At 55.7% G+C, this 22,244-nt stretch carries 20 protein-coding genes; 1 reads left to right on the top strand and 19 read right to left on the bottom strand.

What is annotated here, in order from left to right; all coding sequences use genetic code 11:
* Positions 1-7: 7 nt before the first annotated feature.
* The 19 genes from ABIE13_RS16680 to murU all read right to left on the bottom strand — a co-directional run bounded on the left by ABIE13_RS16680 (position 8) and on the right by murU (position 19,788).
* Complete coding sequence (locus ABIE13_RS16680) at positions 8-1,135, bottom strand: glycosyltransferase family 4 protein (protein ID WP_354445437.1); 1,128 nt, start codon at positions 1,133-1,135, stop codon at positions 8-10.
* A 19-nt stretch (positions 1,136-1,154) separates the two neighbouring features.
* The gene (gene glf / locus ABIE13_RS16675) at positions 1,155-2,261 is read right to left on the bottom strand and encodes a UDP-galactopyranose mutase (RefSeq protein WP_436278429.1); all 1,107 of its coding nucleotides are present in this window, start codon (positions 2,259-2,261) and stop codon (positions 1,155-1,157) included.
* A gap of 93 nt (positions 2,262-2,354) precedes the next feature.
* Positions 2,355-3,401, bottom strand: coding sequence for a hypothetical protein (locus ABIE13_RS16670; protein WP_354445433.1), 1,047 nt, complete (start codon positions 3,399-3,401; stop codon positions 2,355-2,357).
* A gap of 18 nt (positions 3,402-3,419) precedes the next feature.
* The gene (gene pseI / locus ABIE13_RS16665) at positions 3,420-4,490 is read right to left on the bottom strand and encodes a pseudaminic acid synthase (RefSeq protein ID WP_354445431.1); all 1,071 of its coding nucleotides are present in this window, start codon (positions 4,488-4,490) and stop codon (positions 3,420-3,422) included.
* A complete protein-coding gene (locus ABIE13_RS16660; protein WP_354445429.1) occupies positions 4,477-5,244 on the bottom strand; it encodes a WbqC family protein in 768 nt (255 codons plus the stop codon). The genes pseI and ABIE13_RS16660 overlap by 14 nt, the downstream gene beginning before the upstream one ends.
* A gap of 18 nt (positions 5,245-5,262) precedes the next feature.
* Positions 5,263-6,324, bottom strand: coding sequence for a putative sugar O-methyltransferase (locus tag ABIE13_RS16655; RefSeq protein ID WP_354445427.1), 1,062 nt, complete (start codon positions 6,322-6,324; stop codon positions 5,263-5,265).
* A gap of 7 nt (positions 6,325-6,331) precedes the next feature.
* On the bottom strand, positions 6,332-6,943 hold the full coding sequence (locus tag ABIE13_RS16650) for a class I SAM-dependent methyltransferase (RefSeq protein ID WP_354445425.1): 612 nt from the start codon (positions 6,941-6,943) through the stop codon (positions 6,332-6,334).
* Positions 6,940-7,734 carry a hypothetical protein gene (locus ABIE13_RS16645; protein WP_354445423.1) on the bottom strand — a complete coding sequence of 265 codons (795 nt, stop codon included), beginning with the start codon at positions 7,732-7,734 and terminating at the stop codon, positions 6,940-6,942. The genes ABIE13_RS16650 and ABIE13_RS16645 overlap by 4 nt, the downstream gene beginning before the upstream one ends.
* A gap of 225 nt (positions 7,735-7,959) precedes the next feature.
* The gene (locus ABIE13_RS16640; RefSeq protein WP_354445421.1) at positions 7,960-9,300 is read right to left on the bottom strand and encodes an NAD(P)-binding protein; all 1,341 of its coding nucleotides are present in this window, start codon (positions 9,298-9,300) and stop codon (positions 7,960-7,962) included.
* Positions 9,297-9,995 carry a pseudaminic acid cytidylyltransferase gene (pseF, locus tag ABIE13_RS16635; protein ID WP_354445419.1) on the bottom strand — a complete coding sequence of 233 codons (699 nt, stop codon included), beginning with the start codon at positions 9,993-9,995 and terminating at the stop codon, positions 9,297-9,299. The genes ABIE13_RS16640 and pseF overlap by 4 nt, the downstream gene beginning before the upstream one ends.
* Positions 9,992-11,152 (bottom strand): UDP-4-amino-4,6-dideoxy-N-acetyl-beta-L-altrosamine transaminase, encoded by a 1,161-nt coding sequence (gene pseC / locus ABIE13_RS16630; RefSeq protein ID WP_354445417.1) that lies wholly within the window; start codon positions 11,150-11,152, stop codon positions 9,992-9,994. The genes pseF and pseC overlap by 4 nt, the downstream gene beginning before the upstream one ends.
* A gap of 3 nt (positions 11,153-11,155) precedes the next feature.
* Positions 11,156-12,157 carry a UDP-N-acetylglucosamine 4,6-dehydratase (inverting) gene (pseB, locus tag ABIE13_RS16625; protein ID WP_354445415.1) on the bottom strand — a complete coding sequence of 334 codons (1,002 nt, stop codon included), beginning with the start codon at positions 12,155-12,157 and terminating at the stop codon, positions 11,156-11,158.
* The gene (locus ABIE13_RS16620) at positions 12,147-13,898 is read right to left on the bottom strand and encodes an ABC transporter ATP-binding protein (protein WP_354445413.1); all 1,752 of its coding nucleotides are present in this window, start codon (positions 13,896-13,898) and stop codon (positions 12,147-12,149) included. Before ABIE13_RS16620 ends, pseB begins: the two co-directional genes overlap by 11 nt.
* A 70-nt stretch (positions 13,899-13,968) precedes the next feature.
* Entirely contained in the window at positions 13,969-14,709 is a 741-nt protein-coding gene (locus ABIE13_RS16615; protein ID WP_354445411.1) for a class I SAM-dependent methyltransferase, read from the bottom strand.
* Positions 14,694-14,909, bottom strand: coding sequence for a hypothetical protein (locus ABIE13_RS16610; RefSeq protein WP_354445409.1), 216 nt, complete (start codon positions 14,907-14,909; stop codon positions 14,694-14,696). The genes ABIE13_RS16615 and ABIE13_RS16610 overlap by 16 nt, the downstream gene beginning before the upstream one ends.
* Positions 14,893-16,224, bottom strand: a complete 1,332-nt coding sequence (locus ABIE13_RS16605; protein WP_354445407.1) for a nucleotide sugar dehydrogenase — start codon at positions 16,222-16,224, stop codon at positions 14,893-14,895. The genes ABIE13_RS16610 and ABIE13_RS16605 overlap by 17 nt, the downstream gene beginning before the upstream one ends.
* Positions 16,225-16,277: 53 nt before the next feature.
* Positions 16,278-17,309 carry a UDP-glucose 4-epimerase GalE gene (gene galE, locus ABIE13_RS16600; RefSeq protein ID WP_354445405.1) on the bottom strand — a complete coding sequence of 344 codons (1,032 nt, stop codon included), beginning with the start codon at positions 17,307-17,309 and terminating at the stop codon, positions 16,278-16,280.
* A 156-nt stretch (positions 17,310-17,465) separates the two neighbouring features.
* The gene (locus tag ABIE13_RS16595; protein WP_354445403.1) at positions 17,466-18,866 is read right to left on the bottom strand and encodes an aminopeptidase P N-terminal domain-containing protein; all 1,401 of its coding nucleotides are present in this window, start codon (positions 18,864-18,866) and stop codon (positions 17,466-17,468) included.
* 151 nt (positions 18,867-19,017) lie between these two features.
* Positions 19,018-19,788, bottom strand: a complete 771-nt coding sequence (murU, locus tag ABIE13_RS16590) for an N-acetylmuramate alpha-1-phosphate uridylyltransferase MurU (protein WP_354445401.1) — start codon at positions 19,786-19,788, stop codon at positions 19,018-19,020.
* Positions 19,789-20,013: 225 nt separating this feature from the next.
* Here murU and tkt point away from each other — a divergent pair, with 225 nt between their 5' ends.
* Entirely contained in the window at positions 20,014-22,083 is a 2,070-nt protein-coding gene (gene tkt / locus ABIE13_RS16585) for a transketolase (RefSeq protein ID WP_354445399.1), read from the top strand.
* Positions 22,084-22,244 lie beyond the last annotated feature (161 nt).

The raw sequence follows: 22,244 nt of genomic DNA, 5'->3' as shown, positions 1-22,244 counted from the left end.
CGTGACCTTAGCGGTTCGCTACTGCGTGAACCAGCTCGGGCTCTATGTGTTCAATTAACGTGCGCCAATCACGGATAGCTATGGACGGGACTGCAGGGTTGGTCAACTGCTCCGATACCGCTGCAGCGAGCCCCTCTGCATTCCCAGCTTCAAACATGATTTGAGGTGTACCAGCAAAAAGTTGCCGCATTTCTCCAATGTTCGTCACAACCACTCTAAGCCCGCAAGCCAGCATTTCATACGCTTTCTGCGGAAAGCAGTACCTTCCAAAGGGTGTGTCCAAAATCGAAATGACCCCCACATCCAGTGCGCTGAAAAGCTCGGCCACCTGGGCGTGACTCAAGTTCCCGAGATGATGGACACGACTGCCCTGCGGAGGGGGAAGTTCGGGACGGTAGGGACCTGCTAGCACCAGGTGAAGGTTTGGATACTGCTGGGCTAGTGCCTCCCACGCTTGATAAAGCGGCTCGACCCCCTTGTCACGATACAGCCCCCCAGCGGTACCGAATAGCTGTGCATTGGCTGGCAAGCCCAAGCTTTGGCGTGCGGCAGCTTTGTCTCCAGAGCGGAACACCTGGAGGTCCACGCTGCTTGGCATGGAAATAACCGTCCCCTTAGCTCCATACTCTTGCAAAACCAATTGCCGCAAAGGCTCGCTGGTAGTGAGGACCAGTGAAGCTTCTCGGGTGGCACGTCGTAAGGCGGGCACGAAGCCCGGAATGCGTGCCTGGCCGAAGCCTTCGAAGTTGTCGTACAAATCCACCGCATACGGCACCTTCAGGCGGCAAGACAGCCATCTCGCCAGGGCCACGTGCGGAATATCAGATGCACCAATCAGCACATCTGGCTGAAATTCGCGCAGCTGACGCAGTAGCTGCCAAGGATATGTCAGCAAACGCGGTAAACGGGCCCCCGCGACTGAAACGGATTCCCATTGCAGGGTACCGCCACCCGCCTCGTGCGCCCAGCGAACTGGGGCGCCCGCGTCTTCTGCTACATGGTAGTCAAGACAGTAACCGCTCACATCGTGACCCAGTCGCGCCAACTGAGAAGGAATCTCGTAAAGACGGGCATAGCGGTCAAGAATGACATCCTTGCCCATGTACCGGCGTTTGCAGAGAAAAGCGATGCGCATAGGCCTTGTGGTGGGGGGGTTAGATCTGAGGCGCAAGCTGCCCGAGCAGTCGCTGAGCCGCTACGAGTGCTGCACCCACCACCTGGTCCATGTTGTAGTAGCGGTACTCAGCCAACCGTCCTACGAAGCTTACCCCGGGCTCAACTTCAGCCAATGCTTGGTACTGCTTGAACAGTGCTTCGTTCTCGTCATTGGGAATCGGATAGTAAGGGTCTCCCTCTGCCTGTGGATACTCGCGCACTATGGAGGTGCCGGAGTGTTGTTGGCCCTTGAGATGCTTAAATTCAGTGATGCGCGTGTACGCATGGTCATTGGGATAGTTCACCGTACCCACAGGCTGAAACTGTTCTACGCCCGGCAGGTGCTCATGCTCGAAGCGCAAAGAGCGGTAAGGCAAGCGTCCAAAGCGATAGTCAAAGTACGCGTCGATCGGACCTGTGTAGACCACGTGGCCAAACCCGGCGCGTTGGCGCACCTCTGAAAATTCCACACCTAGCTCTACCGTGATGTTTGGATGGTCGAGCATGTTCTCGAACATCTTGGTGTAGCCATGCAATGGCATGGCCTGGAACGTGTCGGTGAAATAACGGTCATCGGTATTCGTGCGAACCGGAATGCGAGCTGCTACCCCTGCTTTGAGCTCAGAGGGCTCCACGCCCCATTGCTTACGGGTGTAGTTGAGAAAGAACTTTTCGTATAGATCACGCCCAACGCTATTGAGAACGACATCCTCGCTAGATTGCACTGGGTCGCGAGGCTCGCGCACCCTATCCAAGAAGGCTGCAGCGCCCTCTTCATCTAGATCCAGTCCGTAGAGTTGGTTCAGAGTGTCACGATTGATCGGAAAGGGATAATGCTTGCCGTTCACCACTCCCCGTACGCGATGTTCGTAAGGGTGCCATTCAGTGAAGCGCGAAAGGTAGGTCCATACTCGCTCGCTGTTGGTATGAAAGATGTGCGGGCCGTAGCGATGGATTTGAACACCATGCAGGTCGTGCTCATCGAATGCATTGCCAGCAATGTGAGAGCGACGATCAATCAAATGAACTTTGCGACCGGCATCGGCTAACTCGCGAGCAACGACGCTCCCGGCGAAGCCTGCTCCGGTAATAAGAGTGCGGGGCACTGCTACACGCATATCAGAATCTAAAAAGATAGGCCGAGGGGTCCAAAGTAGGTCATGGCATTGAACCGCAAGTGATAGTAAGGTTGGTTGTGCTTAGTATTCAGCATGGCACGTGGTAGGTAATCGGATTTTCCTTTTGAGGGAAGGAACCCCCGCCGCATTAAGAAACTCTATCCAGGTCAACCCTTTGCTATCGGTTTCATCGTCAAAATAAGCAATTCTCATACTGGGAAAGAGATGTTTTGAAATATGCAGGGCAGAGGTTCTAGAGCTGATAAATGAGTGAACTTCTGAGTTTGCTAACAAAAGAACTTCAATCGGAATCCATTGAGGTGCAATGGCAAACTCCTTCAGCCGCTCCTTCGCAAAACTGTTCTGCATTGACTCTCTTGGATGGAATTTGAAAACAGGCTTGGTTTGATTCTCTATGCAAAATAGGATTGAACTTTCGATGAGCCCGTTGAGCAACTGGGTGTGACGTGGATCAATAAAAGGAAGCGCAATTATTGTAGAGTTTTTATCTAAGAGAAATATCTTTGAATCAATTCGGCTTTTCAATTCCGAAGGGAGATTTTTTGGTAAACAAGAAACTAATTTACTCTTAAGATCTTCCCTAAGTAGCTTTGGGTAAAAGCATTGGATTCTTGAAATGCGAGGATGGGTCCCCACCCTACTCAGACCTTTCCAACGCCATCCGGAAATGAGCTTATTTTTTAATGTTTGAATAAGATTCCAAGAGTAGACTCCGCCAGGTCCATATAGCGCGACACCATCTTCTAATAGAGTAACAATGGGTTCTTTGCCTCGAGAGTACTGTTGATTCAAAAAGGCTTGAGACTCAGGGATGATGTCGTGAAAAATATAAAAATTACTGATTAGCGGAGAAATCTCATTTCGAATTTCTGATGCGCTAGATTTTATTTTTATTATTTTGCTTAATATTCCATTTTGGTTATATCTTCCGGAGAGGCAGATGAGTTGGAACTTTTTCGGGTCTATGATTTCTTTGGCGAAGACATGAAGATTCTCTGAGTCCTCCATGACCACAAATATCGACTGCCTTTCGGCCATCTCTTCGTCGTAAGCTACCATCAGACTAATAATCAAATGGAGGGGTGTATTACAAAGAAATAGATTCATTTTGTCAATATGCTTGAATCAAAAATCTTTTGGGCGCTTAGGGATATCAAGATCCGTCGTCGGTGTATTGGCTTTTACGTCACGCACAGCAATGGAACCAATCAATTCTTTCATATATCTTGGATGAAGGCCATAACCGGGTCGTATACTTCTTACAGCAGAGTTGGGGATTGTGCTGCCCTGCGGGATATCCTCCACGAAGTAAAGCGATCGACGGAACTTTGCATTTCCTCTCTCGCTCGATTTCCTTCCGTAATCCACTCTGCCTAATGCCTTCCAAACAACCTTGGCGTTTTGGCATAGAGACGCAAGGTCCGCTGGTTCAAGGGAAAAGCTGTCATCAGGGCCATTTCCAGAACGATCTAACGTGACGTGCTTTTCGACGATAGATGCACCGAGTGCAACGCTGGCAATCGCGGTCGTATTGTCGATTGTGTGATCCGATAGGCCAGTAACGAGCCCAAAACGTCCAATCTTATCAACCATTGTGCGCAGGTTGTAATCTTCTGCTGGGGCAGGGTAGCCGCTGACGCAGTGAAGTATGGCGATTTGTTTACAACCCCCTTCGTGAGCCGCATCGACGGCTTCTTGGATTTCTTCCGCGTCGGCCATGCCCGTGGAAATGATCATTGGTTTGCCCGTGCTTGCGACATACCTGATTAACGGTAGATCTACCGCTTCAAAAGAAGCGATTTTGTATGCTGGTGCATTCAAGTCTTCAAGAAAATCAACTGCAGTATTATCAAAGGGAGAGCTGAAAATCGTGATGCCCAACTTATGCGCTTTGTCAAACAGCGGTTTATGCCAATCCCATGGCATGTGCGCTTCTTGATAGAGCTCATAGAGATTCTTGCCATGCCACAAGCCGCCTTGAATCCGAAATTCTTCTGAATCGCTATTGAGAGTGATTGTGTCCGCGGTGTAGGTCTGAAGTTTTACCGCATCAGCTCCGGCTCTGCTTGCTTCTTCAACGATTTTTAACGCGGTCTCAAGTTTGCCGTTGTGATTGGCGGACATTTCGGCAATCACATAAGGAGGATGTGCCGTACCGATAGGACGACCCGAGATGCGAATTTCAGGTGTTTTCATCTAGCTTCCCTTGCAACTGGAGATTTGCAAATTCTGTCTTGCCTAGCGCACGCGGTGCGCGACGGCCGGAGCGTATCGTTTCCAACGCACGTGGCCCCTCGTTGAGCAGTAGATCCAACACGCTGGCGAATGGGATGAAAGGTTGGAAAGCCTGTTGATACTGCGGATGTATGTACTCGTGCAACTGCACCTGAATATGGCGTCGATCGAAGGCGTCACGATCCTGTAGCAGATACTCTTCGGAGCCCGCTGGTGACAGATACTCAGTTGCGCCAACAAGTTCGCACAGGGCTGCCACATGTTCCCCTCGCTTGCCTGTTGCCTGTAAGGTGCTGCTGGCTTGCCAAGGTGTGGAGATGCCGATGACCGAGAAGAACCACACGATCATTCCGAGGTTCAGCTCTGATAGGCGGCCGGTGGCCGCGGCTTTGCGCAATGCTTCGCAGAAACCCGGGAAAAATTCCTTGTAATAAGGGGCGCCTGCGTAACTTCCGGAGATCGTGCGCTCAAGCTTGCTGACAAATCGTGCATCGGCGATTTCGACATCAAGAATGGTTTGCCCTGAGCGACCTTTCGTGAGAACAGGAACTGTGGCGTACGCCAATCCATTTAGCGTGCGCAGCCTGTTTCGTTGCTGCCAAGATTGCTTGGAAAATGCAACATCATCTAGTATGACCAGCGAGTCTACTTGGTCGGCAATGTCGAACCAGCCCAGCCAGGGCAAGAATGTGGGTTGCAGTATGGCAATGCGCATGGGTTGTCGTGAACAAGGTCATCGCCGTTCGTAAAGTCGCAATTCGGAGTGAAAGCCGTCTACTGTTCTATAGCCAAACGGTATGGTGTTGCGGGTTAAGAGTTGGTAGGCCTCCAGGTAGCTGTCATACATTTCTCCCTTGATCGGATCTATGACACCCACTGTGCCTGGAGCAGTGGCTTTGGCCTTGCCTTCGAGGATATTGCGTAAAAGTACGAACCGAGGTCCAAGCCGAGTGACGTGAGATAGATAATTTTTCACTACGTCAGGCTCCATCTCCTGAAATGAGATGAAGTTCACGAACAAATCAATTTTTCCCTGCACCATTGGCAGTTGCCAGGAAGCCAGGGTGGCAGCGCGGTACTTGGCACGCATCTGGGCAATATCAAGCTCGGTAACATTGCGCGTACTCATGTAGTCCAATACGACGGCGTCGCCGTGAATCGCCGCGAGATAGTGATACGCACAAGCGATGGTTGGAGCAATGTCCACATCGATGTAGAAAATATCGTTGCGTGGATCGGCTAGCAATATCTCACCCAGGGAGCCGAATCCTCCTCCGATCTCAAGCACCGTGCGTACGGTAGACAAGTCGCAGTGACGCTTCAGAAAGCTGAGGCCAAGCAGATAGTTCAGTGAAGAGCGCCCGAAACGGCGGCCTTCGAACTCAAACTGTTCGATGGGATCGGCGACACGGCTTTCACTGAAGCGATCAATGAAAAGCGCGCCAGGTGTATCGGAGGCTAGCAGTGTGCGATAGTCCGATTCGGCTTGAGCTTCACCTGATATCAGACGCTCAAGGTGCATGGAACTCCGAGCATCGCTAAGTTGCATGCTATTTAGAGCATTGCGCAAGACATCGAAACTTTGAGGGTTTGCGCGGTAACCCGCAAATCCGTAAGTGGGTACGAAGAATGACAATGGCCCAGGAAGGGAGCGGAATCGTCGCAGATTGTCTCCACGCAATTCATCTACTAATGGAGTTAGGGCAGCTCGCCAGAAAGGTGTTGGCCTGTAGAGTGCGTCTGCTGCATCCATGTCATGCAACAACACATCCAATGCGGCATCAGATTGGTTCATGTGTCACTCATTTATAAAGATAAACGGTGTACTCAAAAGGCGGCCTATCGTCTCGAACAAGATATTCATGGCGCAAGCTCACACGACGCGTTAAGTTTTTCTTGCAGAAGTCGAATACTTCGCGTGGATCTGTGTAGTAAAGATCTGAAGCTTCAAAATCCACGTACGTGGACATCGCGTTGAAGGCCACGTACCTTTGGGCAGCCGCAAACGCCTTCTCTATGACTGCTTGCATGAATCCAGCATTGTTGGGCATCTTGTTATTGAAGACGCCGCAAATGACATAAGTATCATGGCCCTGGGGGTAGTCATCACCAAGCAGATCGCAGTGCTGAAAGGAAGTGAGCGGATCTTTGGCGTGCTTGGCATTGCCATAGTCGACAAAGTCCTGCACAAAGTCCAGGCCAAGATAGTTGCCGGTGAATCCGGTTGCTCTCAGGTGGTCGCGAAAGTGACCTAACCCACACCCCAGGTCGACCACTGAGCCTAATTCCGGTGCTATCTCGCGCAGTACCTGAAAACGGCGGAACTGAGATGGCGAATCTGTGTATTGCACCGCTTGCGCGGAGTCGCCATGCGCCTGAAACAGGTGCTGATAGTGTTGTTGAAGCGGGTTCATAGGGCAGAAAGGGCTTGGGCAACGCGACGCGGGCCTTCGGGATCTAGCTTGGACGCAAACGCTTTGCGCTGGGCGCTCAAAGCCTTGGGGTCAGAAATAAACTCATGGATCTGGCGGCGTATGCGCGCAATGTCCGAAGTGTCTGCGGGTCCAAGATCTAGCGTAAGGCCTTGCGCGGCCATTTCCCGGGTGTCCTGATCCTGCAGATCAGTCAAGGAGAGGCAAGCATTGGTAATGCAGGCGTAAGCGCATTCATACTTGGTGAGGCCGCCGCCGGAAATCACGAAATCAGACTGTGCATATACCGATTCGATGGCAGGAGTGAATGGTATGTACTTGGCGCGATATGAAGACATGAAAGGCAGCTCGCCCTGCGCTAGATATGAAACTTCAATTCTCGTCGAATCGAGTGCCTGGAGTACTGATTGGAGATGTTTTGCTCCCATGCTGCTGCCAGACAAAAACACCAGGACTTGTTCGATGGGGCGAGTTTCTTCCAAAGTAAGGTTATGGCTTCGCAGGGCGTGGAGTTCGGGTTTGACAGGAAGGTACGACGGGCCAAGCAATTGATGTCGCGCGCCGTAGTCCAGCTTTTCCGAACCAGCTCGAAAGCAGATGACCATGTCGGCCCCGCTGAGATCATGGCGCTGGTCATCGTCTATCAATGCGAGCCGACACGCCAAGTGCTTAAGCCCGTCGATATAGCTCTGGTGGGTTTCATAGCTGTCCAACACCAGAACATCAAAATTTCTGCAAACCTCACGGGTACGTGCTATGCCACTTGTGTCCATGGGAGGCACGGGAAGAGGTAGCGTGCGGAGATCGTATTGGCGCAGCAACTGGGAGGCAAGAGTATCGTAGCGCCCCCAAAACATAACCTGCGCTTCCGGCGCCTCAATGTGCAGGCTTCGAGCTAACGAGATGCAACGGGACAGGTGGCCTAGACCCGCAGTCTGGCCACCATCACACCGGAATAGAATTCGCCGCGCTTTCTTCATGCGCGGCTGAGACCATTTTCATGCATGGGCGAAAGCTTTGATGGCGTTAAAGACATCAACCAGTACATCTGTAGTGAAGAATGGCGGACAACGCGCTCGACCTACGAGCAGGGCGTTGTGCAAATGGTTTTCCGCCAGTTCAGTCTGTTTGGCGCTGGAATCCATGAAGGAATGGGTAGTCGCTGGAAACCCTGTGGGCACAACGCTCACCATGCTCGTAAGCAGTGTTGCCGACGATGAAACAATACCCATAAGCTTCAACTCTTGTACAACCTGCACAAGCAGCGCCTCGAAGTCGGTATGGGTGTCTCCAATTACTTCTACGGTGCAGTTATATGGCGCTTGTAGCAGCTCACCGCGTAGGTTGGGGTACAGCGTGACTCGGAATGTATGCAGCGGTTCGTCGTAACAGGTCACGTGGTAGTTCGGGTCCTGAAATGGCACATCAAACACCAGGTGGAAGAGCCCGATAGGTCTTGGCTGTGGTGGTCGGCCTTCAAATGGTATGCCTGCCACACGCAACAGCATAGCGGGGGGCAATGTCCATGTCAGCATGGAACATGGGACGGCGCGCCCATCGTCCAGCGTAATAGAGGTAATTTTGCCTGCGCCGTGAGCTACAGCGTCGATGGTGCGGCCACAGGCGATTTCCACGCCATCACGTCGTAGTCCGTCGACGAAGCCGTCTACCCATTGGCCTATGCCGCCTGTGCGCGGATAGCGATGGCGCGTCGAGCCGACACCTTCTTCGTAAGATGCGAAAGCCAGTGGTTCGGAGAATCGCGGGTCTTGTTTGAGACGGCGGGTGTCATCAGCATCGGCACAGATGATTCGGCGAATCGAGAAGGGCGTCAGTGGGTGCAGTTGCCCGGGGTCTACACCGAGCTGCTTGCGGACCACCGGGCCAGCAATCAACGACGCCAGTGTTGGCCCGAAGCGGCGCTCTAGCGCTTCCGCCAAAGTCGATGGCGGCACTTCATGTTGTGCCATTGAGGCAGTGGCAATTTCCGCGAGGCCGGTGCGTAAGGCGTTTTGCCCCACACGACGCGCATCGGGGAAAGGGCTGCTTCGGTTCATTGCACCAGCGAACCAGTTGCCAGCGCGCAGCACACGGAAAGTGTGCCACTTCTCTTCGCTCAGATCATCGTATAGCAGGGAGTCAATCTCTTCTAGCCCGGTGTCGCTGAGGATATGCGCGCCGTGGTCGAAAGCTATTCCGCCATCGTTCGAAATCGAACCTAACAAGCCCCCGCAGTGGGCGTCGCGCTCTACAAGCAGCACTTCGTCAAACTGGCGGGCGAGGAGCTTGGCGGATAGAAGTCCCGCAATGCCGCCGCCAGCCACAATGGCGGTGCTCATTGGGGGCCTCGGGCAAGTAGTTGAAACATGAGTTCTGCCCGCTGCCAATCTTCTGGTGTATCAATGTCCTGTACCCGATGGCGGGGTAGAACTACTGGCGCGGCGCCTTGAGCAAACACAGGCACGTCCGTCAACCAGGCTGACGCCTTGCCCCAGCAGAACTGACCAGCGTCGTGCCACGCTTCTTCGAGATCCTGCGAACGAGTCGTGAAGTGCTCGGGACGAAACATCTCGATGCGTCGGTTTGCGGTCAAGCGGATGGCTCGCTGGATGGGGAAAGGAAAGCTGGTGACGGCGAGGGCGTAATCGCATTTTTCTTGAACGAGAGTATCGAGGCCTCTTCGGAGATCGGTTGCGGATACAAAGGGAGCCGTTGCATAGATGCAGCATGCAAGTTCAACTGGCTGTGGACCGTTCGCATTCATCCAGCCAATCGCATGGGCAATGACTGGGGTAACCCCCGTATGGTCGTCGGACAAGGCGGGTGATCGAGTGAATGGCACGTCTGCGCCGAATTGTCGAGCTATCGCTGCGATCTCAGCATCATCGGTGCTCACGATGATGCGGTCGAAGCATGCGCTGTCTCGAGCCGCCTCGATTGACCAGGCAAGCATGGGCTTGCCGCAAAAGAGCTTGATGTTTTTGCGTGGAATGCGCTTGCTGCCGCCACGGGCTGGAATGATGGCGAGCTTCATGAGTTCAATGCGGTGGAGAGCGCAGCGACTACTTGATCCTGCTGCGCGTCGCCTAGTCCTGGATACATTGGCAGGCTGATGGCTTCCGCGTAGTATTGCTCGGCTTCGGGATAGTCGCCATGTTTGAATCCCAGGCGCTCGTAGTAGGGTTGAGTATGTAGCGGGATATAGTGCAGATTGACGCCGATGCCTGCGGCTCGAAGCGCTTCGAATATTTCGCGATGCGTTCTCGTGATCTGGTTGAGCCGGAGCCTGATCACGTACAAATGCAAGCCTGAGTAGCTGTCCGGGTGCTGCCAGGGGAGGGTAAGTGGTAAGTGGCCGAGTAGTTCGCTATATCGGCGAGCAAGCTCATGGCGGCGCGCGACGTAGAGATCAACCCGTTGCATCTGACTGCAACCTAGCGCGCCCTGCAATTCTGTCATGCGATAGTTGTAGCCCAATTCGATCTGTTGGTAGTACCACGGGCCGTCGGGCTCATGGGTCATTTCGGAAGGCTCACGGGTCATTCCATGGCTGCGCAAACGTGCCAGACGGCTTGCAAGCACCGGGTCTCGGGTCAGTGCCATTCCACCTTCAGCGGAGGTCACAATCTTCACCGGATGGAAACTGAACACTGTGATGTCACTGAACTCGCAATTGCCGATAGGTCGATCCAGATAACGTCCGCCGATCGCGTGTGATGCATCTTCAATGGTTTTGAAACCAAATCGCTTGGCGAGCGCGCGTATGGCTCGCATATCACAGGGCTGGCCACAAAGGTGTACAGGCACCACTATCTTGGGCAAGCGGCCGGTGCGCTCGGCCTCCAGGAGCTTCTTCTCCAGGGCCTCTGGGCATAAGTTGTAGGTGCGCGGATCAATGTCAACAAAATCAACTTGGGCGCCGCAATACAACCCGCAATTCGCTGAAGCAAGAAACGTGATGGGACTTGTCCATAGCCAGTCACCTGGTCCAAGGTCGAGCGCCAGGCAGGCGATGTGAAGTGCCGAAGTTGCGCTGTTGACCGCGACGGCATGGGGTACCGCGCAGTAATCTGCCACGGTCTTTTCAAACCGCGGCACCATAGGCCCTTGCGTGAGAAAGTCAGAGCGTAGTACCTCTACGACTGCATCGATATCGGCTTGCTGTACTTCCTGGCGACCGTAAGGAATCACGACCTACTCCTCAGCAATACGGTTGAACTCCGAGATACCTGGGACGTCAAGGAAATGGGAATTGGTCCCGGACTCGTACTGAAAGCCAGGCGACACGGGTTGACCTATTTCACTTAAACCGTTGACGTTGAAATCGTTCCCGCGACTGTTGAAAGTAATGGATGGTCTGATGACGTAGTGATCGTCAAACTCCAGCGTCAACCGCGAGTCATCGGCAGGGCACATGGTCTCGTGAAGCTTCTCACCCGGTCGGATGCCCACGACTTTTTGGGGCAGGTCTGGGGCGACTGCGCGAGCCAGGTCAGTGATGCGGATAGAAGGTATCTTCGGAACAAAAATTTCGCCGCCATGCATGCGTTGAAAATTGCGCAACACGAAATCGACACCCTGTTGCAGTGAAATCCAGAATCGGGTCATTTCCACATCGGTGATTGGCAGATGCGACGCCCCAGAAGTCCGGAGACTTCGGAAATAAGGAAGTACCGAGCCGCGCGAGCCCACCACGTTGCCGTAGCGCACGACGGCGAAGGAGGTGTCATGTCCTCCAGCGAGATTGTTTGCTGCGACAAACAGTTTGTCTGAAGCCAGCTTTGTTGCTCCGTAAAGATTGATCGGGTTCGCCGCCTTGTCGGTTGAGAGCGCTATGACCTTTTTGACGTTGTTTGCGAGTGCCGCGTGTACGACGTGCTCTGCACCGTAAATGTTGGTCTTGATGCACTCCATCGGGTTGTACTCTGCTGCCGGGACCTGCTTGAGGGCTGCAGCATGGATGACATAGTCGACGCCGCGCATGGCTTGTACCAGCCTATCCTTGTCCCGTACGTCACCCAGAAAATAGCGCATGCATGGGGCAGAGAAACGCTGTTGCATTTCGTACTGTTTGAGTTCGTCCCGGGAGTAGACGATGACCCGGCGGGGCTGGTGATGTTCGAGCAGGGTCTTAACGTACCTGTGGCCGAACGATCCTGTGCCGCCGGTGATCAAAATGGATGAGTCATCGAACATGTGTATTAACTTCCCTCGGTTCTTCGGATGTTGCGTCCATCGATATAACGGTATCGCAAGCCCTTAGTGAAGCTTCCCGGTGTGCGATCACCAGAATGGTTTTGCTTCCCGAAAGGTTGCGAATAGCTGAATTCAGTGCTTCTTCGGTTTCGGTGTCCAGCGCACTCGTTGCTTCGTCCATGCACAGCACGGCGGGATCATGATAAAGAGCCCTGGCAATGCCTACGCGCTGGCGTTGCCCGCCCGAAAGGCGGATGCCCCGATCCCCCACCACAGAGCTATAGCCCTCAGCCAGTTCTTGCTCAATAAAGTCATGAATTTGTGCGGTTCGGGCGGCTCGCTCCACGCATTGCATGTCGATTTCATTCTTCGGTATGCCAAATGCGATGTTTTCAGCCACGCTGGCATCCGCCAGATAGATATGCTGCGGAACGTAGCCAATGGCGCACTGCCACGCCGCGACATTGCTGTTATCTATGGGGATGCCATCCACTAAGAGTCTGCCGGCCTGTGGTTGAAGCAGGCCCAGAATAATATCCATGAGAGTGCTTTTGCCGGCTCCGCTTTTGCCTGCGATGCCCACGCTGGTATTGGCCGGAATCACCAAATCCATGCCATTTAATACCGGTTTGTCAGACGCCGATGGGTAGGCATACTGAATGCCCTGCAGCCGGATTTCTTTCTTTGGATTTAGAGGGGGGCCTGCAAGGTTCGCGCTGGAGGGCTGGGGTAGAGAGAGATCGTTGTAAATATTATTTAGAGTTGCAGAAGAGAAGCGCAGCCTCGCTAGTCCACGGTACATGATTTGCACTGCGGGCAACAAGCGATAGGCGGCAAAACCGTATAGGCCCAGGGCAGGCAGGACTTGAGCCATATCACCCGAACGCCAAAGTAGCACCAAGGCTATGAGGATCAAGCCGGTGTATCCCACGGCTTCGACGATATACAGCGGAGACTGACTTAATGTGTCAGAGGTGGCAGAATGACGGGAAAATTCCCGAGAGGCGTGCGAAAAGCGAGTTAAATATGTCTCAGTAGCATGGGTGATCTTGACGTCTTTGATGCCGCCAAGAACTTCACTGCAACTTTTAAAGCGCAATGTATTCGCTATTTGTCGCGCGGCGCCGATATTCGAGAGCCGCTTTCTTACGAGCAGGTAGATCGCGCCATATAGCAACCCAACTGCGGTCACGATACATACAGCCATTAAGGGGTCATAGGCTAACACCAGCACGATCATTGCGAGCACCACTGCGCCTTGGGCAATCAGCATAGAAAGGGGCTGCAACAGTTCGAAAATGACCAGATCTACCTCAGAGAGGACACCTTTGCTAAGTTCGGAAGAGTTGCGTGCAAGAAAGAACTCATAGGGTTGCCGGAGGTAGGTCGCCAGCAGGCGCACGCCAAGCGATTGCCGTTGCATATGGACGAACCGACCCACTACATGAAACGTCAGCGCCTTGAAGGTTGACGATGCGATGACCACCACCATGGTGGTTAATCCCAAGGCTACGATGAAGGAGTTTTCGCTGGAGAAGCTCAGTGTGCCATATGCACTTCTAAGCCACTGGTTCTCGTGCACGATGGCTGGACGTGCCAATACAGAAAGAAACGGCACAATGGAAAGTACCCCGGCAGTTTCTGCTATTGCCATGAGAATTACCAGCAGCAGCATCAAAATGGCTTTGCGCTGTTCTGCCGGTGCAAAAAGCGCCCAAACTTTTTTAAGCGTTTCGCGCATGATGTAGACGAACTTTCTTTGAATTTAGCACTTCAATATCAGGAAAGCTAAATAGGGGTGGTGATGTAATTTAGGGGTGATTGGCGGAGATGGATGCTTTGCATGCCAAGAGTCTATAGCCGGTAGTTAGCGCAGACCAATTCGAAAAAATGCGTGAACCTAGCCAGCCTAAGATGTTGAAGAGGAATATCGATATCAACAGTAGGGGAATAAATACTACGGCGGCGTTTCGTTGTCGAAGCGATTGGACAACTGATCCACCCATTGCTAGGCATGCCAACACCGTAGCAGCCTCTAGTGAGCTATTTTTCTCCTCGATGGACACAACATCCAAACCAGCATCTTTCAAGTCTCGCTCAAGTCCATGCTTGGTTAGGCGCTGATAGTCATGAGGCGCATCATGAATGGGATAGAGGAATGGGATACTGAGCAGTAAGTGCCCGCCCGGGCGCAGAACGCGTGAAGCTTCATGCAAGGCATCAAGGGGTTTCCTCGTGTGCTCCAAGACTTCCAGAAGTATGACTGTGTCACAACATTGCGAGGAGATTGGTAGGCTGGCGGCGTCGGCGAATAGATCTGGCCGCGCTTTATAGAGGTTTTTTCCTGTTTCCCAATAATCAATGCCGATGTATCGGGTGCCTGTGGGGAGATGAGGTTCGATCCAGCGATTGGCACATCCAACATCCAGCACGGTGCCGTGCGCATGACCTTTGATCCAGGCGATGACATCATTGGTATCGTTCAACAGCCATTGCGGATGCAACGGCGTACGACGAAGAAGCTTCGAAATGAAAATTAGCGACGTGTACATTGGATGCTTGTGATCAGATAGCACAAGATGACGAAGAAAATGTCGACGCCAATGAAGCCTGCCGACATCCCCGGGATAGCAAAGTGTGCACCGATGACCAGCAGGACGGCGACGGCACGAAGCCCTTCTATATCCGGGCGGAAGAAGGAAGGCGGAGAAGCTGAATGAAGGTGCTTGGGCACCTCAGGCTGCGACGACATGGCCGCTTTCACCTCTCAGGCGTCCCCGAGTGTCCACGATCAATGACGCATGGTTTTCCACCAGCGCGTAGTCAAACCCGTCGTGGTCCGTCGCCAGTACCACGCAGTCAAAACTGGCCAGCGTCTGGGCGTTGAGCTGCACTGACTGCAGATCGAAGTGGTAGTCACGCTTGCGCGGAAACACTGGCACATGGGGGTCGCTGTATTCGATATGCGCCCCCTTGTTCTGCAAGAGGTCCATGATCTCCACGGCGGGTGATTCACGGGTGTCGTCAATGTTCTTTTTGTAGGCCAACCCCAGCACCAGGATGCGGCTGCCCTTGACGGCTTTGCCTCTGTCGTTGAGGGCGTCAGCCACTTTGCTCACCACCCAGTGCGGCATGTAGTGGTTGATTTCTCCCGCCAATTCGATAAAGCGGGTGTTCACGCCGTATTCGCGCGCTTTCCAGGTCAGGTAGAACGGATCAATGGGGATGCAGTGGCCACCCAGGCCTGGGCCGGGCTTGTAGGCGACAAAGCCGAAGGGCTTGGTCGCCGCAGCTTCGATGACTTCGTGGATATTGATACCCATCTTGTCGGCCACGATCTTCATTTCGTTGACCAGGCCGATGTTCACGCTGCGGTGAATGTTCTCCAGCAGCTTGGTCATTTCTGCCGCCCGGGTGGAACTGACGGGCACCATGGTCTGAATAGCGTGTTGGTACAGGGCCGTACCCAGGCTCAGACAGCTTGGAGTTGTGCCCCCTATGACCTTGGGAATGTCCTTGGTGCCGTAGTGCGGGTTGCCTGGGTCTTCGCGTTCGGGGGAGAACACCAGAGCGCAGTTTTCGCCGGGGTTCAAGCCGTGCGCGCGCAAACGGGGAGCTAACACTTCATCGGTGGTGCCCGGCCAGGTGGTGCTTTCCAGGCTGACCAACTGACCTGCGCGCATGTGGGGTAGCGCGGCTTCTATGGTGTTGACTATAAAACTGAGGTCCGGCTCTCTGTGGGCGTTGAGCGGCGTGGGCACGCAAATGATGAGGGCGTCTGCCTCGCTTGTGCGGGCAAAGTCCGCCGTGGCCTCAAAGCCTCGCCGGGCAGCTTCTTGTATGCGCTCTGGGGTCAAACGCTCTATGTAGCTTTGGCCCGCATTGAGCATTTCCACCTTGCGCGGATCAATGTCAAAGCCAATGACTTTCAAGCCCACTTCAGCAAAGCGCAAGGCCAGTGGAAGGCCCACATAGCCCAGTCCGAAAATGCCTACGACCGCCTGGCCGCCTGCAATGCGTGCTTGCAGGGTAGCAAGAGTTGAGTTCGTTGCGCTTTCAGCAGGCATAGGTGAGAGAAGGAGGGCGAGGGCGCCTGAAGCCGAACAGGGAGTGGCGCGGGTTACTCGCTAATGTATCCGTGAGGGTTGGCTGATTGCCAGCGCCATGTGTCGGCGCACATGTCATGCAGGCTTCGCTTGGCCTGCCATTGCAGCAAATTCTGTGCCTGGGAGGGGTCCGCATAGTAGGCGGGCACGTCACCGGGGCGGCGGGCGACTACATCAAAGGGCACTTTGCGGCCGCTGGCGGCTTCAAATGTGCGTACGACGTCCAGGACCGAGCAGCCTTGGCCGGTTCCTAGGTTGAGGGTGAGCAGATTGCCCTGCTGGCGGGCCGCCAGGTACTTCAGCGTGGCGACGTGGCCTTCGGCGAGGTCCATGACGTGGATGTAGTCGCGCACCCCGGTGCCGTCATGGGTAGGGTAGTCATTGCCGAAGATGGCGAGTTTGGGGCGGGCGCCGCAGGCCACCTGGCTGACGAACGGCATCAGGTTATTGGGGATGCCGCTGGGGTTCTCTCCGATCTGGCCGCTGGCGTGGGCGCCTACCGGGTTGAAGTAGCGCAGGCGGGCAATTTTCCAATCTGGATGTGCGGCATGCAGATCCGCCAGGCAGCGCTCCACCATCCATTTGCTGGTGGCGTAAGGGCTGTGGGTGATGCCGCAGGGGGCTGTTTCCTTGAGAGGAAGATCCTCGGGCGCAGGGTCACCGTAGACGGTAGCGGATGATGAAAACACCAACGTCTGGACATGGGCGCGCTGCATGGCTTGCAGCAGGGCGAAGGTGCCCCCCACGTTGTTGTCGTAGTAGAGCATGGGCTTGGCGACGGATTCGCCCACGGCTTTGAGGCCTGCAAAGTGAATGACGGCGTCGACAGCAGGCCCGGAAAAAATCTTTTCCAGGGCCGTTTCGTCTCGGACATCGGCCTCCAGGACGTGGATGCTACGGCCGGTAAGTGACTGAACTCGTCGCAAAGCCTCGGGGGAGCTGTTGCAAAAATTGTCAATGATGGAGACATCCATGCCACTTTGCAGCAGGCTGAGGCAGGTGTGAGAGCCGATGTAGCCGGCGCCGCCGGTGATGAGGACGTGCATGGGGTGTTCCTGGCTCTGGGATTTTTTAGACGCTGCTGACCCTCACCCCCGCCCTCTCCCCGAGGGGAGAGGGGGCAACCCTCTGGGGGAGAGGCAATCCCTGGGAGAGGGGTCAACCCCCGATCGAAAACCGGAGGGGTGGGCCGACCGCAGCGTTCAGGCGGATGTCATCAATTTTTCGATCTCCACAGGATCCACAGGTACTCCGCGTGTGATCAATTCGCAGCCGCCTTCGTTGACGATGGCATCGTCCTCAATCCGGATGCCGATGTTCCAGAACTCTTCGGGCACGCCTTCGCCGGGGCGGACGTAAATGCCTGGCTCAATGGTGAGCACCATGCCCGGGCGGAGGATGCGGCTGGGGCGGTCTTTGATGATTTCGCCGGAGAGCGCGTCCTTGCGTTCGCTGACTTTTCCGATCTCGGTAGGTTCTACATAGCTGCCGCAGTCGTGCACGTCCATTCCCAGCCAATGGCCGGTGCGGTGCATGTAGTAAGCAAAATAGGACCGGTTGGACAGGGCGTCTTCCACTGTGCCATGCTGGTTCTTGTTCAGCAGGCCCAGATCGAACATGCCTTGGGTCAGGACTTTGACCGTGGCTTCATGCGGGTCGTTGAAGCGGGCGCCTGAGCGGGTGGCGGCCACCGCTGCGTCCTGGCTGGCCAGCACCAGGTCATACAGAGCGCGTTGCGGTCCGCTGAACTTGCCGTTGGCCGGGAAGGTGCGGGTGATGTCGCTGGCATAGCCATCCAGCTCGCAGCCGGCGTCTATCAGTACCAGCTCCCCGTTGTTGATGGGGGCGGCATCGGCCCGGTAGTGCAAGACGCAGGCATTGGCGCCAGCGGCGACGATGCTGCCATAGGCCGGATATTGGGAGCCATGCAGACGGAATTCGTGCAGAAGTTCGGCGTCCAGGTGGTATTCGCGTACGTCCTGGCCGGCGCGGAGCATGGCGGCAGAGCGCTGCATGGCGCGGATGTGGGCGCCGGCGCTGATCTGGGCTGCGCGGCGCATGATGTCCTGCTCATGCGCGTCCTTGATGAGGCGCATTTCATCCAGAATGGCGCAGGCGTCTCGCTGTGCTTCGGGGGCCAGGGCACCGTAGCGCGTACGTCCGCGCACTTTCTGTAGCCAACCGTCGATCTGAGTTTCAAGCCCTGCATGGGTAGCAAATGGGAACCAGACAGTCGCCTTGTTTTCCAGCAGTTTGGGCAATTGCTGGCCTAGTTCGGTCACTGAATAAGCGGCATCGACACCCAGAGCAGCAGGCGCTGCTTCAGGACCCAGGCGAATACCGTCCCAGATTTCTCTTTCCAGGTCTTTGGGCTGGCAGAAAAGGGTAGTTCGGCCATCGCCCGTGATCACCAGCCAGGCGCTGGGTTCCGTGAAGCCCGTCAGGTAGTAGAAGTAGCTGTCATGGCGATACAGAAAGTCTGTGTCGCGGTTGCGCGCGTAGGCTGGCGCGGTGGGAATGATGGCAATCGCGTCCGGCCCGCCGATTCGGGTCATTTCTGCAGCAAAGCGGGCGCGGCGTGTGGCGTAGGGGGTGAGTGTCATAGTGTGTGAAATGACGTGTTAATTCCCTCTTTCTCTGGGGAGAGGGCGGGGCTGAGGGTAAGCGGCGCATCCACTGTCACGGCCACTCCATATCCCCGCCACCTTATCCCGGGGGGCAGGGTAAGAAAACGAGGTTTCTTGGGATGGTAGATCAAGACGCTCCGGCATTGAGCTGGGCCAGTCGCTCTGGCGTACCCACATCTGTCCAGGGGCCGGTATAGAGTTCGGCGCTGACGTGGCCGGCTTCTATGGCGCTGCGCAGCAGGGGGGCCAGCGGGGCGGCCGTGCCTTGCGGGTTGCCGGGCAGGATGGTGCACCAGGGCGGCTCAAAGAGTTGCCGCCGGTACAGGGCTATGGCACTGAAGGTGTAGCGAGTGCCACCTTCCGGGGCCTCATTGAGCGCCAGGCCGTCTTGATCAATGGCAAAGTCGCCTTTGGCGTTGTGGGCTGGGTTGGGTACTAGCCAAAGATGGGCGAGTTTGCCGCTGGCGGCAAAGCGTTCGGCCACTTCACGTGAGAAGGTCAACTCAGGAGTGAACACGTCGCCGGCGACGACCCAGAACACGTCGTTTTCACGCGACGCCAGCAAGGGCAAAGCCCGTGCGATGCCACCGGCAGTTTCAAGCGCGTAGCCAAAATCGCGTTCTTCCGCAGAGTAGCGGAGGGTGGCGCGCTCTGAATCCAGCCGTGCCAGAGAGCCGAAGCGCTCCTCGATCTGTTCACCCAGCCAGGCCGTGTTGATGACGATATCTGTCAGCCCGGCTCGCAGGAGAGCTTCCAGGGGCCATTGGATCAGCGGCTTGCCGCGTACTTCCAGCAATGGCTTGGGCTGGTGGTCTGTTAGTGGCCTCATACGCTCGCCACGTCCTGCGGCGAGGATCATGGCGCGCACCGTAGGGGTCAGGGGGGTGCCTAGTCTCATAAGGGGGTGTTGCCTATGCAGAAGCGCATTTTGCGTGCATTTCTACCAGCCCGCTGAAGGGGCGGCGAAGGGCAAATTTCAGTGCAAAGCGCGAGCATGGCGACACTGTATTACGGATTGGTCTGAAGGTGCGGCTTCGAGCGCCGGTAAAATCGGAGGAAAGGCACGCTCATGTCGCGAGCGTTTGGCCATTTCTTGTCCGCAATTCCCCCGGAGTTTATTCGCATGGCAAATGCATCTCTCATGGCCAACGCCATCCGCGCCCTGGCCATGGACGCCGTTCAACAAGCCAACTCCGGGCATCCCGGCGCCCCCATGGGCATGGCTGATATGGCTGTTGCCCTGTGGGGCCGGCATCTCAAGCACAACCCCTCCAACCCGCAGTGGATGGACCGGGACCGGTTTGTGCTTTCCAATGGCCACGCTTCGATGCTGCTGTACGCGCTGCTGCATCTGACGGGCTACGACCTGCCGTTGCAGGAATTGAAGAATTTCCGCCAGTTGCACAGCAAGACGGCTGGCCACCCCGAACACGGCATTACGCCCGGCGTGGAAACCACCACGGGCCCGCTGGGCCAAGGTATTGCCAACGCCGTGGGCATGGCCCTGGCAGAAAAGCTGCTGGCCGCTGAGTTCAACCGCGACAGCCATAAGCTGGTTGACCACAACACGTACGCCTTCCTCGGCGACGGCTGCCTGATGGAGGGCATCAGCCACGAAGCCTGCGCCTTGGCGGGTGCCTGGAAGCTCAACAAGCTGATCGCGCTGTACGACGACAACGGTATCAGTATCGACGGCAAGGTCGCACCATGGTTCATTGACAACACGGCCGAGCGTTTCCGCGCCTACCAGTGGAATGTCATTGGCCCGCTGGACGGCCACGACGTGGAGGCCATGGATGCCGCCATCGCCAAGGCCAAGAAAAGCACTGACAAGCCCACGCTGATCATTTGCAAGACCAATATCGGCAAAGGCTCGCCCAACCGCCAAGATACGGCCAAGGCCCACGGCGAACCCCTGGGCGATGCAGAAATCACGCTGACCCGGGAAAAACTGGGTTGGCCTTATGGCCCGTTCGAGATTCCGGCAGAAGCCTATGGCGATTGGGATGCCAAGGCGGCTGGCGCCCAGCAGGAAGCCGACTGGGACGCGCGCCTGGCTGCTTATGCAGAGGCCTATCCACGTCTGGCTGCTGACTTCAAGCGCCGCATGGCCGGAGAATTGCCCAAGAATTTTGCCCAGGTGGCGGTAGATGCCGCGGTTGAGGCCCACAAACGGGCTGAAACCGTCGCCAGCCGCAAGGCCAGCCAGATTGCTTTGGAAGCCTTTACTGCAGCTCTGCCCGAATTGATCGGTGGCAGCGCCGACTTGACAGGCTCCAACCTGACCAACACCACTTCCACCATGCCGCTGCGCTTTGCGGACGATGGCAGCGTGGTGCTTCCAGAGAGCCCTGCGGCTGAAACCACAGGCAGTGAAGCTGCCCCGGCTATTGCGGCACGCTTTCACATCAACTACGGCGTGCGCGAATTCGGCATGGCCGCCATCATGAACGGTTTGGCGCTGCATGGCGGCTACGTTCCTTATGGCGGCACCTTCCTGACTTTCAGCGACTACAGCCGCAACGCCATTCGCATGGCTGCGCTGATGAAGCAGCGCGTGGTGCATGTGTTCACGCACGACAGCATTGGCTTGGGCGAAGACGGCCCCACGCACCAGAGTATTGAGCATGCTGCCAGCCTGCGCCTGATTCCGGGCCTAGATGTCTGGCGTCCTGCTGACACTGCTGAGACGGCCATTGCCTGGGCGGTTGCGCTGGAAAATCGCGATCGTCCTACCGCTTTGCTGCTCAGCCGCCAAAACCTGCCTTATGCAGCCAAACGCGACCTGGGTGACATCAGCCGTGGCGCCTATGTGCTGAGCGAGCCTTCGGATGTGGGGCTCAAGAAGAAGCCCCAGGCTGTTTTGATTGCCACTGGTTCCGAAGTTCAGCTGGCGCTCAAGGCGCAGCAGATTTTGGCTGCCCGCAAGATCGCGGTGCGCGTGGTTTCGATGCCTAGCACCAATGCGTTTGATCGCCAGACTACGGCGTACAAGAAATCAGTGCTGCCTGCCGGCCTTCCGCGTGTTGCCGTGGAAATGGGTGTGACGGACGGCTGGTGGAAGTATGGCTGTGCTGCCGTGGTGGGCATTGATCGCTACGGAGAATCGGCGCCAGCGGGCAAACTGTTCGAGTTCTTTGGCTTTACGCCAGAGAATGTGGCGGATACGGTACGCGCGGCTTTGCGTCGCTAGGTTGTTCTCCTGCGTGCAGGAGGATGGACAGGTTTTATCCTCTCCCGTTTGGGAGAGGGCAGGGGGTGAAGGAAGGCTGCGCGTGAAGGTGGCGCTGCTTTGCCCTCACCCCAACTCTCTTCCCAAGGGGAGAGTGAGTCAGACAGGTGGCTGCTCTTTTC

The sequence above is a fragment of the Ottowia thiooxydans genome, assembly GCF_040548795.1.
Lineage (GTDB): Bacteria > Pseudomonadota > Gammaproteobacteria > Burkholderiales > Burkholderiaceae_C > Ottowia > Ottowia thiooxydans_A.
Note: the sequence above shows the minus strand (reverse complement) of the source record. Positions and strands in the feature narration are given on the sequence as shown.

What these genes read in the sequence shown, in the direction of transcription:
- ABIE13_RS16680 (WP_354445437.1), bottom strand. Translation starts at nt 1,135, where the DNA reads ATGCGCATCGCTTTTCTCTGCAAACGCCGGTACATGGGCAAGGATGTC.
- ABIE13_RS16670 (WP_354445433.1), bottom strand. Translation starts at nt 3,401, where the DNA reads ATGAATCTATTTCTTTGTAATACACCCCTCCATTTGATTATTAGTCTG.
- pseI (WP_354445431.1), bottom strand. Translation starts at nt 4,490, where the DNA reads ATGAAAACACCTGAAATTCGCATCTCGGGTCGTCCTATCGGTACGGCA.
- ABIE13_RS16660 (WP_354445429.1), bottom strand. Translation starts at nt 5,244, where the DNA reads ATGCGCATTGCCATACTGCAACCCACATTCTTGCCCTGGCTGGGCTGG.
- ABIE13_RS16655 (WP_354445427.1), bottom strand. Translation starts at nt 6,324, where the DNA reads ATGAACCAATCTGATGCCGCATTGGATGTGTTGTTGCATGACATGGAT.
- ABIE13_RS16650 (WP_354445425.1), bottom strand. Translation starts at nt 6,943, where the DNA reads ATGAACCCGCTTCAACAACACTATCAGCACCTGTTTCAGGCGCATGGC.
- ABIE13_RS16645 (WP_354445423.1), bottom strand. Translation starts at nt 7,734, where the DNA reads ATGGACACAAGTGGCATAGCACGTACCCGTGAGGTTTGCAGAAATTTT.
- ABIE13_RS16640 (WP_354445421.1), bottom strand. Translation starts at nt 9,300, where the DNA reads ATGAGCACCGCCATTGTGGCTGGCGGCGGCATTGCGGGACTTCTATCC.
- pseF (WP_354445419.1), bottom strand. Translation starts at nt 9,995, where the DNA reads ATGAAGCTCGCCATCATTCCAGCCCGTGGCGGCAGCAAGCGCATTCCA.
- pseB (WP_354445415.1), bottom strand. Translation starts at nt 12,157, where the DNA reads ATGTTCGATGACTCATCCATTTTGATCACCGGCGGCACAGGATCGTTC.
- ABIE13_RS16620 (WP_354445413.1), bottom strand. Translation starts at nt 13,898, where the DNA reads ATGCGCGAAACGCTTAAAAAAGTTTGGGCGCTTTTTGCACCGGCAGAA.
- ABIE13_RS16615 (WP_354445411.1), bottom strand. Translation starts at nt 14,709, where the DNA reads ATGTACACGTCGCTAATTTTCATTTCGAAGCTTCTTCGTCGTACGCCG.
- ABIE13_RS16610 (WP_354445409.1), bottom strand. Translation starts at nt 14,909, where the DNA reads ATGTCGTCGCAGCCTGAGGTGCCCAAGCACCTTCATTCAGCTTCTCCG.
- ABIE13_RS16605 (WP_354445407.1), bottom strand. Translation starts at nt 16,224, where the DNA reads ATGCCTGCTGAAAGCGCAACGAACTCAACTCTTGCTACCCTGCAAGCA.
- galE (WP_354445405.1), bottom strand. Translation starts at nt 17,309, where the DNA reads ATGCACGTCCTCATCACCGGCGGCGCCGGCTACATCGGCTCTCACACC.
- ABIE13_RS16595 (WP_354445403.1), bottom strand. Translation starts at nt 18,866, where the DNA reads ATGACACTCACCCCCTACGCCACACGCCGCGCCCGCTTTGCTGCAGAA.
- murU (WP_354445401.1), bottom strand. Translation starts at nt 19,788, where the DNA reads ATGAGACTAGGCACCCCCCTGACCCCTACGGTGCGCGCCATGATCCTC.
- tkt (WP_354445399.1), top strand. Translation starts at nt 20,014, where the DNA reads ATGGCAAATGCATCTCTCATGGCCAACGCCATCCGCGCCCTGGCCATG.